The sequence below is a fragment of the Acinetobacter sp. WCHAc010052 genome, assembly GCF_002165295.2.
Taxonomy (GTDB): Bacteria; Pseudomonadota; Gammaproteobacteria; order Pseudomonadales; family Moraxellaceae; genus Acinetobacter; species Acinetobacter chinensis.
Genome location: NZ_CP032143.1, coordinates 432,850 through 449,515 on the forward strand (window position 1 = coordinate 432,850; position 16,666 = coordinate 449,515).

Sequence of the window (16,666 nt, forward strand, 5' to 3'; positions counted from 1 at the left end):
GGTCACACATACGCATATCTTGGTGCTTCAGGTAGCCAGCGTTTGAGTAAGGCTTCAGCATTATCAGGGTAGTCTTTTAACACTTGCCCTGCAACATGGTGGGCTTGGTTGAGTAGGTGATCGTCCCGTTCAAGTTTGGCGACTCGGAAACCCATATCACCTGTTTGCTTCGTTCCGAGTAATTCACCAGGTCCACGTATTTCCAGATCTTTTTCTGCAATGATAAAACCGTCATTGGTTTCACGCATGATACGTAAACGCTCCTGCCCATTTTGCGACAGCGGGCTTTTATAGAGCAGGGCACAGAAGCTCGCTGTTGCACCACGTCCAACACGTCCACGTAACTGGTGCAGTTGTGAAAGCCCTAGACGCTCAGCATTTTCAATCACCATGATGGAGGCATTGGGTACATCGACACCGACTTCAATCACGGTGGTTGCAATCAACAGCTGTAATTCATTATCTTTAAACTGCTGCATGACCGACTGTTTTTCATCGGCTTTCATTTTTCCATGAACCAATCCGATATTGAGTTCAGGAAAACGTTCTTTGATTTCTGCATAAGTGGCTTCTGCGGCTTGTGCATCAAGGGTTTCAGATTGCTCGACAAGGGTACATACCCAATAGGCTTGTTTACCCTCAGCGCAGTTCTTGGCAATGCGCTGTAAGACTTCTTCACGGCGATCCAGTGGAATGGTCACGGTTTGAATCGGGGTACGTCCAGGCGGTAGTTCATCAATCACCGAAGTATCCAGATCACCATAAGCAGACATGGCTAAAGTACGTGGAATGGGTGTTGCAGTCATGACCAATTGATGTGGTGTGGTATTGTCCACGCCTTTATTACGTAGTGCTAAACGCTGATCCACACCAAAACGATGTTGCTCATCAATGATGACTAAACCCAATTTGGCAAATTCGATATTGTCCTGAAAAAGTGCATGTGTTCCCACAATGACATTCGCCGTACCATCTTTAATGGTTTGTTCTGCCGCTGTACGTGCCTTGCCTTTTTGTTTGCCTGAAAGCCAGGAAACATTTAAACCCAAAGGCTCAAACCATTTTTTAAAATTCAGATAATGCTGTTCCGCTAAAATCTCAGTTGGTGCCATCAGTGCCACTTGCCAACCTTCTTCCAGAGCATGACAGGCGGCAACACCTGCAACCAAGGTTTTCCCTGCGCCCACATCACCTTGTACAAGGCGTAACATCGGTTTGTTCTGTTTTAAGTCTTTGGCAATTTCATTCGATACACGTTTTTGTGCATTGGTCATTTCAAAAGGTAAGCTTGCCAAAAGTTGTTTGGCAAAACTTTTGCTATAGGAAAATGACGGTGCTGCGATCTGCTGAATATAAGCACGACGTGTCAGTAAACTGATCTGGTGTGCGACCAGTTCTTCAAATATCAAGCGTTGCTGTGCAGGATGCGAACCTTGTGACAGTTGCAACATATTGGCATCCACAGGGGGATGGTGAATATATTCAAGTGCTTGATTGAGTGCATAACCATTGGTGAATTTTTCAGGCAATAATTCAGGTAAATCATCGGCATGATGATTCAGTGCCTGCTTCACATATTCACGCAGTTTTGGTTGAGTTAAACCGTCGGTTGCAGGATAAATGGCGGTCAATTCAGTTTGTGGTAAAGGCGTATGTTCGGTAATGAGCTGTATTTCAGGATGATAAAGCTCTAAACCACGGGAGCCGACACGGACTTCACCGAAGATTCTTAAACGGTTGCCTGCTTTGGCACGATCCATCAATGCTTTATAAATATGGTAAAAACGTAAGGTGACTTTGCCGTAATCATCCTGCAATAGAATCGCCATCGACTTGCGCTTTCCTGGTGGCATGTCAATGGATTTGACCACGCCTTCCATGAGGTAGCTTCGCCCAACCTGTAATTGGTTCATGGCAATGATCGTGCTACGATCTTCATAGTCACGGGGCAGATGAAACAACAGGTCATCTGTGGTGAATATATTCAGTTTTTCAAGTAGCGCAGCGGCGGCATTGCCAACCCCTTGCAATTGATGGACGGCAGCCATGTCCCCTCAACTTCGGTTCGTAACGAATATTAAATAATCATTTATGTGCTAATCAATTCTTTTCGACGGAGTCTTACAACTAAGGTTTTGATTAAGGGATTAGCCTTAATTTTACGAAATGTATTTTGCATTCGTAAAATGAGCAGTGAAACTGCGCAAGAAAACCATCTTGCGGAGCTTCGCTCCTCACCGCAAAACTCGTCATATACCATCGTTAAAACAAGAATATTGCAAAAACATTATCTATTAAAAGAAGTCCTGCCTCAAACAGTTGCGGATGACGTTATCGCATATCCACATTGATCTATAAGCCAAGTATGCTATAGATATTTTGTATAAAATTAACTAACAGCTTAAATGTATAGATTTAAATAGGTCGTTTGATGCATATTCTATTTATCGGTTATGGTAAAACATCGCAGCGTGTTGCTAAACAATTATTTCAACAGGATCACCAAATTACCACAGTGAGCCGTAGTCCGAAAGAGGATGATTTTGCTGAGCATTTGATTCAGGATATTCAGCAACTGGATTTATCCAAGATCAGTCCTGTTGATGCTGTTTATGTACTCCTTGCACCATCTCGAAATACAACTTTAAGTTCAGTTGAAGCGTATCGGCAGACTTATGTGGATTCTGTTCAACCGATTGTATGTGCTTTAAAAGATCATCCTGTAAAGCGAATCATTGTGGTGTCATCGACTCGTGTTTATGGTGAAAATCATGGTGAAATCATCAATGACGATTCGCCTGCGATTCCAGGTGATGAGCAGGGAAAATTGTTGTTAGAAATGGAACAATTATGGCAACAGGCTTATCCTGAACAGTGTGTGATTGTACGTCCGACAGGGATTTATGGTACTTCGACTGCGAGAATGGTGAAGCTCGCGGAAACTACAAAAACTTATCCAAATATTCATTGGTCGAATCGGATTCATATAGATGATCTAGCGAGTTTCTTAGTGAATTTACTTCACGTGGAACGTCCTGAAAAATCTTATATTTGTACCAATAATCAACCTCAGCCTTTGCATGAAATGATTTTAAAGATTCAAAGGGAGTTGGGTTTGCCTGAACTGGTTTTGGAGAGTGACAGGGAAGTAGGGAAAAGGATTTTTGCAAGGCAGGAGGGTTTCAAGGGGAGCCTGGTTTTAGGAGGATTAGGCTTTTGAATTAAATTTATTAAAATGTTCGGGGTGTTGTTTGAGAATATTTAACGTAATAAATCATGTAAAAACCACTCTGTTATGGGTGGTTTTTACATGATCAGTTTATTTTTTGTAAATAATTAAACTTCATGCGAGGTACATTATTTAAATTTAAAAAGAGCGTTCAACACGTTCAATGATAATAAAATCAGGCTTTTTATTTGCTTTGTTCAATTCCTCTGATAAGTTATTTAACTTATCACTCCAATGCCCTATATATCGTACTTCTTTAAAAGTTGCATTGATATAAGTGGCTAATCCGTTAGAGAAGGAATCTCCAATAACCCAGACATATTTATCAGTTAGAGCATTCTTTGTAGTTACAATTCTTGGATGTCCAAATGAAGATTCATGTTCATATGATAATCTTTTTTCAATGGAAATAGGCTTTTTATCCCATACTACGATCCAATTGTCTGATGCAGAAAGCGGGAAATTTTTTAATTGTGAAATACCGATTAAATCACCTTCATATATAGGTCCTAAGTGAAATTTAACTTTTGGAATAGGTTGTGATAGCATTCGAGCTAGACCCGAAAATGCTATATATGCACCTTTCTGATTCCAGTGTGTATCAGTTTTCCAGTATAAAATACCTTCCTTTTCTTTAGCATTTTTTAAGTCAAGTGTAGGATCATATACACTAAGTTTAGGTATTTTTCTTAGAGAATTTAAAAAATAGCTACTATATTTTAATTCAGATGGAACTAAAGCCGTTGGTAAAAATTCAGTGTAAATATTTTCTTTGTTTGGCCCCATAATAAAAAGAACATGTGTATTAAACAGTGCTGCTGTATTAACAATTTCCTTCATATTTAGATGTATTGCTTCAATGCTCTGTATATTTGGTGGGGTAACTAATTTTAATTTTTCTACACTGGCATCATGGTTATTTCCTAAAAATAGCCAATTCTCTTTACCTTCATACCAGTTTAGTGATGGACCATAGGCATGCTCAAAACCTTTTCTCTGAATTTTTAGATCATTGAATATTTTGGAATCCATAAAATTTACTTTGTATGTAATTAAGCCAATAAGACCGAGTATCAGTGCTGTACTACATAAAAAAATTACTTTTGTTTGCGTTTTGTATTTACTGTATCGAAAAGGTTTTTCAATATATTTAACAGTCAGCCACGCTAGTAATATAGAGGCTAGAATAGCAATCCATCTGAAACTTTCGGGTGGAGTTTTGTCATAATAAATTCTTCCATAAGATAGTATGGGCCAATGCCATAAATAGAGAGGAAAACTAATTAAACCAAACCAAACAGCAATTTTATTGGAAAGAATATTTTTATTTATCCATGCTGTAGGGCCTGCCATAATTACCATAACTGTGCCTAAAACAGGGAGTAAAGCCCAAAATCCAGGAAAATTCGATTCTTTTGTTATTTCTATGAAGCCTATAAGAAAGAATATCATTCCGGAAAAGGAAAGGATATTGGAAAATAAATATTCTTCCCTAATGTGCTTGAAAAAAAACATTTTGGATAAGGATGCGTTTGCTGTTTTATTTAGGTTTAAAAGTTTATCGTTTTTAAACACTACTACCCAAGCTAATAGGCTACCAAAGAGTAATTCCCATATTCTTGTTACAGGCGAGTAAAATGTAGCAATTGGGTCGGTTTTAATATTTAAAATATTGAATATAAGTGAAAAAAATAAAACGATAATTGTTACTATCAAAAGATTGAAATTACGTTTCCATGCAAAAAATAGTAATAATGGCCAAAAAAAGTAGAATTGTTCTTCAATACCCAGGCTCCAAAGGTGTAGCAAAGTTTTTGTTTCAGTGGCAGAATCAAAATATCCAGCCTCACTCCATAGGACTAAATTAGCAACAAAACCTATGCCTGCAGCAACCAATTTTCCTAATTTATTAAATTCATCAGCAGATAAGATAAAGAAACCAAATATAAAAGTTGTAATTACTACGACCAATAAAGCAGGAAAAATACGACGAATTCGCCGTGAGTAAAAGTCCTTGAAGCTAAAGGTTTCATTTTTTATATTTTCATAGATAATTGTTGAGATTAAAAAACCAGATATTACAAAAAAAATATCTACGCCTATAAACCCTCCTCTTAAAGATGAGGGGAAAGCGTGAAATAGAACTACAGCTAAAACAGCTATAGCTCTTAAACCGTCAATATCGGGCCGATATTTTGGATGGGATAAGTTGAATTTTTTTTTCATGGTTCTGCTTCTTTACAAAAATCTAAAACAGACAGGATTATAAGTTAAAGATTTAAATTTTTTCTAAACAATGCATATTCAAACGGAAAAACTCATGTGAATATGCATTTATCGCAATGTGGAATGCACTAATGATAAAAGTAGCACCTTATTTGGGGTGAATTACTATTCACTGATCTTCAGTGAAGATAGTGGAAAAGTTTCTACTTCTTCTTTCGCTTCAGACGCTTCTTCGCCTGCTGTGCAGCCAAAGCATCCAGTGCTTCTTTTAGCTCATCATCGGTAAATGAAGTAATATGCTGAAGCATCTGTAAAGTCACATCATCCAGTACCAGGTTGGCGTATTGCGCTACATTACGGAACTGAGCATCAAACACAATCGCATTGTCTTCATTGGTCTTGATATAACCCTGCTCAGTCAACACTTTCACAAAGCTCTGGAACAAGGCTTTATCAAAGAATTCAGGTGAATTGAATTCATACAACACAGACAGACGCTGACCAACCAGGTGACTCAGTTCCTCAACCTGACGAATAGAAATATTGCCTGAACCACGCTGAGTAATCAGTGCCAGAGTCATGTAATAACGCTCAAGACTTTGACGTACAGGTACTGCCAGTACTTTCAGCTGATTGTGATCTTCAGAGTTCGGTGTTGGGCTGTAAATAAGATCTGCATCATCGACAAAGATCAGATTTGCCTGAGCCAAAGCATTTACATACTCTTCGACCTGAGCTTTGATTTCACCATCTTTCCATTTTAAGAACAGTTCAGCTTTTAAGAATGGATAAAGCGTACGGATCACATTGATCAGATCCGCCTTACTGATTTTACCGTTATGCTCAACCAGTGCTGCGACCAGTGAAGGTAAAACAAAGGCATGCAGAATGTTATTGCGGAAATAAGTCAGCAGAATCGCCTGATTGTCCTCAATCGCAATAATATCACCCAGTACGTGCTGAACCCGTTTGATCAGTTTCAGTTTTAGACCATAAGCAATAATTTCTTTGCCTGACAGCGGAGTAACCTGAGTACGTTCATCATAAGGCAGTGCTGTCAGCAGATTACGGTAAGTATCCAGCTGTTTAATGCAGATTTCTTCATCCAGGGTATGTTTTGGTGTTGCCAGTAAAATTAAGGACAGTAATGAAACAGGATTGATCACCACAGCACGGTTAATGTTTTCCAGAATTGCATTGGCAGAGCTGTTGACCGCAGCAGAAACCGCTTCGGGAACAGGTGCATCGTTGCTTTCAATTTTGATCTGTTCAGCATTGTGCTGTTTCAGCATGTCATCCAGAAAAACAGGTTCACCAAAGTTCACATGAACCTTGCCAAAAATACGTTCAATTTTACGTAATGTTTTTAAAATGCCGATAATGGATTCAGATTCTTTCGGCTTACCATTCATTTCGCCGACATAGGTCGAACCTTCCATTAAGCGTTCATAACCGACATAAGTCGGAACAAATACAATCGGTTTAGCACGACCACGTAAATGTCCATGAACAGTCATGGCGAGCATGCCTGTTTTGGGTGGTAACAGGCGACCGGTACGCGAACGACCACCTTCAATAAAGTATTCCAGTGGTGTGTTACGTGACAGAATGCTGTACAGATATTCTTTAAATACCGTGGTATACAGCCCATTGCCACGGAAGGTACGACGGATAAAGAATGCACCGCCACCACGCAGTAACTGACCGACAAACGGCATGTTCAGGTTATCACCCGCAGCAATGTACGGCACCATCATGCCACGTTTATAAATCACATAAGACAGTAACAGGTAGTCAATGTGACTGCGGTGACATGGGGTGTAAATAATTTCGTAGTCTTTGGCAAGTTCACGGACAGTGCTGAAGTTGTGGACTTCCACACCATCATAAAGCTGTGTCCATAAACGGGTCAGTGCCATATCTGCAAAGCGGACTGCTGAATGGGAGTAGTCCGATACAATCTCATTCAGATATCCAATGGCACGGCGTTCTGATTCAATCATGCTGATTTTGCTTCGGATACTTTCACGACGGATTGCATCCTGTACATCATGCGATTTGATCAGGGAATGCATGACATTGCGACGGTCTGACAGGTCAGGACCGAGTACAACTTCACGTTCATTGTCCAGGAAATCATTTAAGGTGTTTGCAATATACGTCGCAGGGGACAGGTTTGGATGCGTGGTTTTCGCATAATCCACCAGTTGACGTAAAGACTGTCCCTGATGAAATTCAAGGTACGACTGGCGACCATGCAGACCAATATTCACCAGCTGTTTTACCGTGCCGGGTGTTGCCCATGTATCTGTAAACAACAGCTTCAGCAGCGAGTCTTCTTTGTCAGGAGAACGTCCCCACAGGACTGTCACCGGAATCAGTTCAATATCAGTTTCAGGATGTTTTTCCAGTACTTCAATCAGTCGGAGCAGACGGGGCGGAAATGCATGAAGCGGAGGATTCAGCAGATTGTTTTCATTATGGTGCTGTAAAAACAGAATGGATGCTTTTTCTTTATGTGCCGCAATGTTCAGTGAGTCAAGTGCAGGCGGAAGTTTCAGACGGCGTGTTTCACCATCCACCACCAGTGCATTACTGCGTGAATAATTCTGTAGGACATAACAGACCACTTTCTGCGGTGTCTGTTCTGAATCTGCAGTGGCAGTCGGTTCAGCTGGAACCTCACCAAGTACGTGTGGGGTTACCACCAGGTCAAGCAGCTTACTGGAAAGCTGGCGATACATTTGACCAAAACCTCTTTGGGACATAAATACTCCTACTCCAAAGGACTGAGAACGGCAGATATTTCAGGGGGATAATATTTTGCGTAATTCTACGCAGAAACAGTATGTCATTTTCTGACAAAATGCAGCGTTATGGTGGGATTTTATCGTTAATAACCGCAAATTTGCAGGATTTTTTCAAAAATAATCATGACACGGCAGTCAGTCATTCTATAGGGTTTTACTCAGGATTTATGGCAGAATATCCATACAGAACATGTTGAAATTATAATACGTCTGCCACATGGTCAGCTTTACTGAAAAGGTTATCCAATGAATGCATTGACTCAGGAACTGGTTGAATTACTCAGCCTTGAAAAACTGGAAGAAAATATTTATCGCGGAATCAGCCGTAACCTGGTCGGTAAACGTGTTTTTGGTGGACAGGTACTGGGGCAGGCTTTAAGAGCTGCTTCCTATACCACTGACCGTCCTGCGCATTCCCTGCATGCTTATTTCCTTTATGGGGGTGATATCAATGCACCCATTATTTATGAAGTTGAGCGTCTGCGTGATGGCAAAAGTTTTGTCAGTCGTCAGGTCAAAGCCATTCAGCATGGACGTACTATTTTTACAGCCATGATTTCTTTTGCTGCGCACGAAGAAGGTCTGAACTATCAGATTAATGAGCCGGATTATCCCGCAGTGGATCAGCTGAAAGCAGAAGCTGAACTGAAAAAAATGATGGTTGAATTTGTGCCTGAAAATGTCCGTGCCAGTTTCATGCGTGACCGCCATGTGGAAATCCGTCCGGTCAATCCAAGTAATCCGTATCAACCACAGCCTGAAGCACCATCCTATGCGCACTACATCCGCACGCATGACCAGATTGCAGCAGAGGTGGATGATATTTCACTGCATCAGGCCATTGCTGCGTTTTATTCAGACTTCACGCTGATGACCACGGCATTGCGTCCGCATGGGCTGAGTTATCTCTCTCCAAGTCTGCAGTGTGCCAGTATTGATCATGCCATGTATTTTCATAAACCGTTCAGAGTGGATGACTGGATGCTGTATGACATGGATGCAACCGTCAGTGCAAATTCACGTGGTCTGAATTTCGGTCGCATGTGGCAAAACGGTGAACTGGTCTGCAGCACAACGCAGGAAGGTTTAATCCGTCTGCGTGAAATTGAAACGCAATAAGTCATTTTATGTGTCCCTGAAGCCGCAATATTACGGCTTTCTTTATTGAAATCAGCGGGTGGTTCAATGGAGTCAGGTTTACAGGTGTATAAAATTCAGGGGATCAAGCGGTGTCTGCTTTTTATTTAAAGAGACATGCAAAGTTAAAAAACAGCAGAACGATGACAAAATAATGCTCGATTCTGAAAAAATCACATGGCATATTGCCCTCAGGATTGAACGATAAAAGCAGATGCCATGAGCTTGAATACACAAATATTAATTGCTGCGATTCTGGGATTGATTGCGGGATACGTACTGACTCTGTTTCCTGGAACTCAGTTTTTTCATGCCGGTATTTATGGATTAAGCATTATCAGCAGTATTTTTATCGGTCTGCTGAAGATGCTGCTGATTCCTTTGATTTTCAGTTCCATTGTGGTTGGTGTATCCAATTTACAGGCAGGCGGTCAGCTGGGGCGGGTATGGAAAATTACGCTGGCCTGCTGTGTGACGACTACGACCCTGGCACTGATTCTGGGAATTGGCAGTGCGCATCTGTTTGAGGTTGGAAAGGGGGTAGATATTGCCATGTTTCAGCAGGCAATGAGCGAGCACCAGACACCGGATACACTGACACCGACCTCATTTTTGACGAATTTTATTCAGAATACACTGATCAATCCGTTCAAGGCATTTGCTGAAGGCAATGTGCTGGCTGTGGTGGTATTTGCTTTGTTTATCGGGGTTGCACTGGTTCATGGCGGAGACCGCTTCAGAACGGTACGTAATCTGAGTGCACAGTTTTTTGACATTATGATGCTGATGATCGGCTGGGTGATGAAACTTGCACCACTGGGTATTTTTGCACTGCTTGCAAAACTGCTTGCGACTGAAGATATTTCGGTACTGAGCCGTCTGGCTGAATTTGCTGTGGTGGTGACAGGAACCACCATTTTTCACGGTGCTGTCGTTCTGCCTTTACTGTTATGGATTTTTGGAAAGATGGATCCACTGACCTTTTTTAAGGGTACACGGGCAGCATTGATTACGGCATTCGCCACCAGTTCAAGTTCAGCAACCATGCCTTTATCACTGAAATGTGCCCAGGAAAATCTGGGGGTCAGACCTCAGACTGCAGGTTTTGTTATTCCATTGGGGACGCAATTGAACATGGATGGTACGGCACTGTATGAGGCAGCTGCTGCTTTGTTTATTGCCAGTCTGATGGGGCTGGATCTGAGTCTGGGGCAGCAGGTGATCGTCTGTCTGACGGCTATGATTGCATCTCTGGGCGCGCCGGGTATCCCAAGTGCAGGCATGGTGACCATGATTATGGTGCTGCAGTCTGTTGGGTTGCCTGCGGAAGCGATTGCGATTTTATTGCCGATAGACCGTCTGCTGGACACGGTTCGTACCGTGGTCAATGTTCAGGGCGATATGATGATTTCTGTGGTGGTGGATCGGCATACCCGTGAAATGGAACAGCCGACCTGACGGTTCTGCTGAACAGTATGCTTTCAACAGACATTGAAAAAGCAGGATTGAAATCCTGCTTTTTATTGAACTGAATATTTAAAGTTTATGCGGCAACCTTTGGCAAAGCACGTTTTGCAGCAGGGGACTGATCCAGGTATGCAATAGCATCTTCAGTTTTTGCTTCATGTACTGGATCGTACCACGGCATTAAGTAACCGAGCTGTTGTGAAACCAGCCACAGCGGGTGAGGCATGATACGGTTATCTCTTTGAGCGATGCTTGCCCATTCACGCCAGATCCACGGTTTATAGAATGCAGGTTTTTTGTCTGCAAAACGTGGATCCTGTCCCATGATGTGTGCCGCGCCATCAACCCAGAGTGCCAGAATAGCCGCAATGGCAATCACACTTTGATAATAGCGGGAAATATAACCACCGCCCAGGTGACGATATAAATCAAAGGCAACAGTACGATGTTCAATTTCTTCCGCGCCGTGCCATTTGATCAGATCAAGCATGTTTGGATCTGCGCCTAATTTTTCCCACTGGGTATTATAAAGTGCATATTTTCCTAATACACAGGTCATGTGCTCAACTGTCGCAACAATACCGACACGGAACAGATCCCATTGATGGTCAAGTGCTTTGGGAACTGTGATTCCGAGTGGCTGATCTGCCAGTAATTTTCCAAACAGAAAATCCATAAGATCCAGGTTGCGCTGAATGTCGATGTTACGAACGGTCAGATATTCTTTATTTGCTGATACATGCGCCTGTGCATGCATCGCTTCCTGACGGATAAATGCACGGACATCTTCAGCCAGTTTTTCATCAGTGACTTTAGGTAAAACACGGTTGTACAGACGGCAGAACCAGAACTCGCCCGCAGGAAGAATATTGTTAATTTCATTAATAAAATAACTGGTGAATGGGTGGTCTGGAATCCAGTCCACAGGCGTTTCCTGCCATTCAAATTTAACCTTACGCGGTTTAATGGAATAGGAAATGGAAGATCCAATTCGGGAGTTACGGAAACGATCAAAAATTTTCATGCTTATCATCCTTTTAATTTTTCTTGCTTCACTAAGCATAACCATAAGACATATCAGTCAGCATAAAAAAATTGTCCCGAATTGTTATTAGCAATTCGGGACAATTGATTGTCAATTAAAGATGAATCTGGTCGGACAATCTTTAAATTGCAGTGAAATCAGGGCGTATCATTTCTGTCGTCTGAAGGAGTGTTTTCAGTCTCAGGCTCAGAAAAATCATCCGGATCTTCATCCAGGTCATCTTCTGAAACTTCAGCAATCGAATTGATATCAAAATCCTGTGATTGTTCAAGTGTGAAGTTCAGACGACCTGCCATCACACTCGCCAGTTCTTCCAAACCCTGTTTGTTCAGGGATGAGAACAGCTGAATGGAAAATTCAAGTTTCATCTTTTTCAGTTGTTGCTGCACATCCAGCAGGACTTTACTGGCAGGGCCACGATTGAGTTTGTCAGATTTGGTTAAAAGTACATGAACAAATAAATGACGTGAATACGCCCATTCAAGCATCATGACATCGAAGTGCTGAAGTGGATGACGGATATCCATCAGGAGTACAAGTCCCTGCAGACTTTCACGGTGAATCAGATAGTTTTCAAGTTCTTTCTGCCATACAATCTTCATGGCTTCAGGAACGGCTGCATAGCCATAACCAGGTAAATCGACCAGTCGCTGGTCAGGATTGCCCAGGCTGAAAAAGTTGATCATCTGGGTGCGTCCAGGACGCTTTGATGCACGGGCAAGCTGTTTCTGGTTGGTCAGGGCATTGATGGCGCTTGATTTACCGGCATTGGAACGACCGGCAAATGCGACTTCATAACCTGTATCATCCACACACAGATTCAGTTTTGGAGCACTCATCAGAAATTCAGCTTTACGCAACCAGGTCAGTGCCCGTCCAGCATATTCATCAATGACGGAATCCGTCTTTTTTGAATAATTGAATACTTGCTTTGGCGCATTCGCAACTTTACTGTTTCTGGATTTTCCTCTGCTGTGGTGCATGACTCAACTTCAATTTATTGCCTGTAATTCTGCATTATAAAGGAAGACGCTTCACCAGGCGAATTTTAGCGTTCACAGTGAGTGATTAAAGGTTCAGTAATGCAATTGGGGAGTTTTTCGGTGGAGCATTCAGTACCGTGCTCAGTGTGTACTGATCCAGGCTTGAATAAAACTGTTCAAGTGCCTGATCCAGTATGCCTTTCAGTCCGCAGTTGGAGCGAAGTACGCAGGGCGGAGTGTTGCATTCCACAATCTGATTTTCACCCTGAAGAATACGGACCATACTGCCCAGCTTCAGTTGCAGTGCTTTTTCGTTCAGACGGATTCCACCACCTTTTCCTCGGGTTGTAATCAGCCACTCGTGTTTACCCATAAAATGTACGATTTTTACCAGGTGATTCTGTGAAACACGAAGATCAGTGGCAATTTCAGCAATGGTATAGGGTGTTTCTCTGGGGCGTGAAACATACATCAGAATACGTAAGGCGTAGTCGGTAAATTTATTCAGCTGCATGATAATACTGTGGGGGTAGGAGAAATCAATAAAGGTTAGTCTAGCATAACTAAACTAACCCTATTTTATTTCAGGTGGGCGGGAGAGTTAGTGTTTTACACCACCTGTACCGAAAGCTTCGCTGTGGATACTGGCAGCCGGGATACCACGGGCAATTAAAGCTTTTTGTTGTTCAGCCATAAATGGCATTGGACCACATAGATAATAGTCTGCATTTTGTGGCAATAAAGCCGTATCAATGGTACTGAGATCCAAACGACCGCTAATCTCAAAGTCCTCTCCCTGTCTGTCACTGGCATGCGGGAATTCATAAGCAGTCACAGTGGTGAGGCGCGGATACTTCGCTTTCAGATCATGAATATGCTGTTTCATTGCATGCACATGTTTGCTGCGACAGGCATGTATAAAGGTAACGGGCTGCGGCATATCCAAAGTTACCAGTTGATTCAGCATCGCAATCATTGGAGTTAAGCCGACACCACCGCTGATGAAGACATTGCGTTTATTTGGATCAATGAGATAGAAGTTCCCTGTTGGCGCAGACACTTCAATTTCTGAACCGACATCCATACCATGCAGAGTATTCGATACCCAGCCTGCAACCAGGTCACCTTTCTGGTCCTCACGTTTCACTGAAATACGTAAATAGTCGGCTTGTGGGCTGGTGGAAAGTGTATATTGGCGCGGTTGTTTTAAACCAAGCTCCTCAACAATCACGCGTACCGAAATATATTGACCTGCTTCATATTTTGGTAAGTCGCCACCATCTACAGGTGCAAGGTAGAATGATGTAATTTCTTCGCTTTCCACCACTTTTTTAGCAATTTTGAAATTGCGCCAGCCTAACCAGCTGCCTTTAGTTTGCTGGTGCTGTTCATAAATGGATTTTTCAGTACTGATGAATAAATCAGCCAGTTGACCATAGGCCGTAGCCCAGGCATCAATTAAAGGATCTTCCATTGAAATACTTAGAACTTCACTGATGGAGTGAAGCAGGTTTTCTCCAACAATGTTGTAATCTGGCGCTTGAATATTCAGGCTGACATGTTTATGAGCAATCATCTCAACAACAGGTAGCAGTACGGATGGATCTTCAATGTTTTCTGCATAAGCCAGTACAGCCCCTGCCAAAGCCTGTGCCTGCGCACCACTGCGTTGATGCCCCATGTTGAAAGTTTCTTTTAAGCCGGGGTTATTGCCCAGCATACGGTTATAAAAATAGCCAGTTAATGCTACGCCATTTTCGCGAAGTACAGGTACAGTGGCTTTTACAAGGTCAATTTGCTGCGGAGTCATGCTTGATCTCTCATGGCTATATAAGATATATTTAAAATACATTTTATATGATCACTTGTAAATATCTTTTCAGATTAAAACCATAATTTTTTTATGGAATATACTTATGATCTGGTTTTTTATTGAAATTTAGTGAAAATATTATGGATAAAATGTACATCTTGAGTGAATTCAATGATTAGGTAGAGAGACTTTCCTTATTTTTGTCAAAACTTTGCCTGTTTCAGGTTAACCTCCTCATTTGAGGATAGTGTACCTTTCTAAAAGCTGTTTAAACTAAAAGTTTGTGGAGGAGATCATAAGATGCAAAAGACAAAAATGATTGCTAGTGCAGTGTTACTAATGGGGCTGTTGGGTTCAGGTGTGGTGCAGGCAAATAATGATGTTCGTTATGGTTACTGTTCTACACGTTACGGTGAGTCTACAGATCCGCAATATGTAGTTTCTTCTGTATTTCGTATTAAAAATGGTATTTACCATGTTGGTGTAGAGAATAGTTTTCGGTCTTATGTTAATGCTGAATTTGGGACTTTAAGTGATTCTCCAAATTGTTCAATACTATATGCTTCATATCAGGAAGCAGCAGATAAACGCAATGATGAAATCAGTCAAATAAGAAATAGATTTAATTGGAAAGCTCATACAGTCCGTTGGTCATATCACGGTGACTAAAGAGAAGCACTATGAAAATATCTTTTCAAAAAATCGCCATTGTCTGTTTGGCGACAAGCATGGTTTTAAGTAGTGGCTGTGTGTCACCATATTTTAAGCGTTCATATGTTTCAGTCGCAGAAAGAGATGGAGGTAATGGTAATACGGTTGGGTCATTATTTGTTTGGGATTCTGATGTTTCCGCAGCTTTTGTATATCCTAAGGGGGAAGCATGTGTTCAACGGGCATTAACCACTAAAGATGTCAAAGCCAGTGTTGCACTGTCAGATCAAATCCTGAAATGGACTAGGGCATTGGAAATTTCGAACAATGAAAAAGAGCGAGAGGCTTTAAGTGCAGCCATTGCGACCACCTCAACACTTTTAACTACCACCACTGAACGCACAGCTTTTCTTGATACAGGACTATTTTATCTCTGTCAGCTTGGGGCAAATAATACTTTAAAACAAGATGAAGTCGTTGGGCTAAGTGTACAGCTCATCAAATCAGCAGCAGGGCTGGAAGTCAATAAAAGCAGTGCCACAGTGTTGAATCGTGCCAATGCACCTGTGCAATTGATTGCACCAATACCGTCTACGCCACTTACTGAGCCTTAACTAATTTGGAGTCAAAAAATGAAAAAACTAATGATAGCAATGATGTTGGGGGTGTTATGTACTGTGCCTGTTGCCTATGCAGAAGATAAAATTGAGAAATTTACGACATTAAAAGAAGCTCATGCTTATCTTACGGAAAGAAAAAATCACCTTGAGTTACTAGGAGAAATTAATAGTGATAAGGCGTATATCCATGATTGGAAAAGTGATGGTTGTGTAACTAGTTATTTTCAAAGTGGCAAGGGGGTGAGTTATGGTGGTCATGAGTTGCGTTTAAGGCAAGAGGTTGTTATAGATTGGTCTAAGGTATCAGAACTAAGGGATTTGTTTACCAGTCGATATAGAATGTTTCTTGTAGGTGGAGTGTCATACCAAGAATATACGTTATTGGTAAGAGGGTGGCAGGCACGTGATAGTGGAACAGCTGTCGCATTTAGACCCGAAGATATGTCAGAGAATGATATTAAACGTACTTTTAACGCAATGGAGTTTATCCATCAGCAATGTAAGAAACGATAATTTATCGACTCCTACTTAAATCCCATTATATCTCACATGCATAATGGGATTTTTATCATCTAATGTTATTAAAAGTTTAGAGTTTGGTCTAAACTTTTGGTATAAAAACTATTTCTTCATACTTGCACTCTAAATTTTGATATTATTGGTGGAGAGATTAGAGTGTGGGCGA

The 16,666-nt window shown here is 41.5% G+C and carries 13 protein-coding genes; 6 read left to right on the forward strand and 7 right to left on the reverse strand.

The genetic code is table 11. From position 1 onward, the window contains the following. Positions 1 to 2: 2 nt before the first annotated feature. Positions 3 to 2,048, reverse strand: a complete 2,046-nt coding sequence (gene recG, locus CDG61_RS02435) for an ATP-dependent DNA helicase RecG (protein ID WP_087549931.1) — start codon at positions 2,046 to 2,048, stop codon at positions 3 to 5. Between the two features lie 383 nt (positions 2,049 to 2,431). Here recG and CDG61_RS02440 point away from each other — a divergent pair, with 383 nt between their 5' ends. Beyond that, positions 2,432 to 3,220: an NAD(P)H-binding protein gene (locus CDG61_RS02440; protein ID WP_087549932.1), complete on the forward strand. Its 789-nt coding sequence runs from the start codon at positions 2,432 to 2,434 to the stop codon at positions 3,218 to 3,220. Between the two features lie 147 nt (positions 3,221 to 3,367). Here CDG61_RS02440 and CDG61_RS02445 read toward each other — a convergent pair whose 3' ends face one another. Beyond that, positions 3,368 to 5,455, reverse strand: a complete 2,088-nt coding sequence (locus tag CDG61_RS02445) for an acyltransferase family protein (RefSeq protein WP_087549933.1) — start codon at positions 5,453 to 5,455, stop codon at positions 3,368 to 3,370. A 203-nt stretch (positions 5,456 to 5,658) separates the two neighbouring features. After that, entirely contained in the window at positions 5,659 to 8,223 is a 2,565-nt protein-coding gene (gene plsB / locus CDG61_RS02450; protein WP_087549934.1) for a glycerol-3-phosphate 1-O-acyltransferase PlsB, read from the reverse strand. A 288-nt stretch (positions 8,224 to 8,511) separates the two neighbouring features. On the opposite strand from plsB, the gene CDG61_RS02455 reads away from it, so the two are divergent. Together CDG61_RS02455 and CDG61_RS02460 are read left to right on the forward strand one after the other, a co-directional pair. Next, positions 8,512 to 9,384: an acyl-CoA thioesterase gene (locus tag CDG61_RS02455; protein ID WP_087549935.1), complete on the forward strand. Its 873-nt coding sequence runs from the start codon at positions 8,512 to 8,514 to the stop codon at positions 9,382 to 9,384. 237 nt (positions 9,385 to 9,621) lie between these two features. Next, positions 9,622 to 10,860, forward strand: a complete 1,239-nt coding sequence (locus CDG61_RS02460; RefSeq protein ID WP_087549936.1) for a dicarboxylate/amino acid:cation symporter — start codon at positions 9,622 to 9,624, stop codon at positions 10,858 to 10,860. Positions 10,861 to 10,945: 85 nt separating this feature from the next. Here the strand turns inward: CDG61_RS02460 and CDG61_RS02465 are convergent, their stop codons facing one another. The 4 genes from CDG61_RS02465 to hmpA form a co-directional block, all read right to left on the reverse strand. Further along, positions 10,946 to 11,893 carry a metal-dependent hydrolase gene (locus tag CDG61_RS02465; RefSeq protein ID WP_087549937.1) on the reverse strand — a complete coding sequence of 316 codons (948 nt, stop codon included), beginning with the start codon at positions 11,891 to 11,893 and terminating at the stop codon, positions 10,946 to 10,948. A gap of 158 nt (positions 11,894 to 12,051) precedes the next feature. Then, positions 12,052 to 12,897: a ribosome biogenesis GTP-binding protein YihA/YsxC gene (gene yihA, locus CDG61_RS02470; RefSeq protein ID WP_087549938.1), complete on the reverse strand. Its 846-nt coding sequence runs from the start codon at positions 12,895 to 12,897 to the stop codon at positions 12,052 to 12,054. Positions 12,898 to 12,982: 85 nt separating this feature from the next. After that, positions 12,983 to 13,411 (reverse strand): RrF2 family transcriptional regulator, encoded by a 429-nt coding sequence (locus CDG61_RS02475; protein WP_087549939.1) that lies wholly within the window; start codon positions 13,409 to 13,411, stop codon positions 12,983 to 12,985. 87 nt (positions 13,412 to 13,498) lie between these two features. After that, positions 13,499 to 14,707 (reverse strand): NO-inducible flavohemoprotein, encoded by a 1,209-nt coding sequence (gene hmpA / locus CDG61_RS02480; protein WP_087549940.1) that lies wholly within the window; start codon positions 14,705 to 14,707, stop codon positions 13,499 to 13,501. Between the two features lie 303 nt (positions 14,708 to 15,010). Between hmpA and CDG61_RS02485 the strand changes: the two genes are divergently transcribed. Genes CDG61_RS02485 through CDG61_RS02495 form a run of 3 tightly spaced genes read left to right on the forward strand, consistent with a single transcriptional unit; the run spans position 15,011 to position 16,494 of the window. Continuing rightward, entirely contained in the window at positions 15,011 to 15,379 is a 369-nt protein-coding gene (locus tag CDG61_RS02485) for a hypothetical protein (RefSeq protein ID WP_087549941.1), read from the forward strand. 11 nt (positions 15,380 to 15,390) lie between these two features. Continuing rightward, positions 15,391 to 15,975: a hypothetical protein gene (locus tag CDG61_RS02490; RefSeq protein WP_087549942.1), complete on the forward strand. Its 585-nt coding sequence runs from the start codon at positions 15,391 to 15,393 to the stop codon at positions 15,973 to 15,975. An 18-nt stretch (positions 15,976 to 15,993) separates the two neighbouring features. After that, positions 15,994 to 16,494 carry a hypothetical protein gene (locus CDG61_RS02495; protein ID WP_087549943.1) on the forward strand — a complete coding sequence of 167 codons (501 nt, stop codon included), beginning with the start codon at positions 15,994 to 15,996 and terminating at the stop codon, positions 16,492 to 16,494. The last annotated feature ends 172 nt before the right edge of the window (positions 16,495 to 16,666 follow it).

Excerpts from the sequence above, each read along its gene's own strand:
- recG (WP_087549931.1), bottom strand. The coding sequence starts at position 2,048 with ATGGCTGCCGTCCATCAATTGCAAGGGGTTGGCAATGCCGCCGCTGCG.
- CDG61_RS02440 (WP_087549932.1), top strand. The coding sequence starts at position 2,432 with ATGCATATTCTATTTATCGGTTATGGTAAAACATCGCAGCGTGTTGCT.
- CDG61_RS02445 (WP_087549933.1), bottom strand. The coding sequence starts at position 5,455 with ATGAAAAAAAAATTCAACTTATCCCATCCAAAATATCGGCCCGATATT.
- plsB (WP_087549934.1), bottom strand. The coding sequence starts at position 8,223 with ATGTCCCAAAGAGGTTTTGGTCAAATGTATCGCCAGCTTTCCAGTAAG.
- CDG61_RS02455 (WP_087549935.1), top strand. The coding sequence starts at position 8,512 with ATGAATGCATTGACTCAGGAACTGGTTGAATTACTCAGCCTTGAAAAA.
- CDG61_RS02460 (WP_087549936.1), top strand. The coding sequence starts at position 9,622 with ATGAGCTTGAATACACAAATATTAATTGCTGCGATTCTGGGATTGATT.
- CDG61_RS02465 (WP_087549937.1), bottom strand. The coding sequence starts at position 11,893 with ATGAAAATTTTTGATCGTTTCCGTAACTCCCGAATTGGATCTTCCATT.
- yihA (WP_087549938.1), bottom strand. The coding sequence starts at position 12,897 with ATGCACCACAGCAGAGGAAAATCCAGAAACAGTAAAGTTGCGAATGCG.
- CDG61_RS02475 (WP_087549939.1), bottom strand. The coding sequence starts at position 13,411 with ATGCAGCTGAATAAATTTACCGACTACGCCTTACGTATTCTGATGTAT.
- hmpA (WP_087549940.1), bottom strand. The coding sequence starts at position 14,707 with ATGACTCCGCAGCAAATTGACCTTGTAAAAGCCACTGTACCTGTACTT.
- CDG61_RS02485 (WP_087549941.1), top strand. The coding sequence starts at position 15,011 with ATGCAAAAGACAAAAATGATTGCTAGTGCAGTGTTACTAATGGGGCTG.
- CDG61_RS02490 (WP_087549942.1), top strand. The coding sequence starts at position 15,391 with ATGAAAATATCTTTTCAAAAAATCGCCATTGTCTGTTTGGCGACAAGC.
- CDG61_RS02495 (WP_087549943.1), top strand. The coding sequence starts at position 15,994 with ATGAAAAAACTAATGATAGCAATGATGTTGGGGGTGTTATGTACTGTG.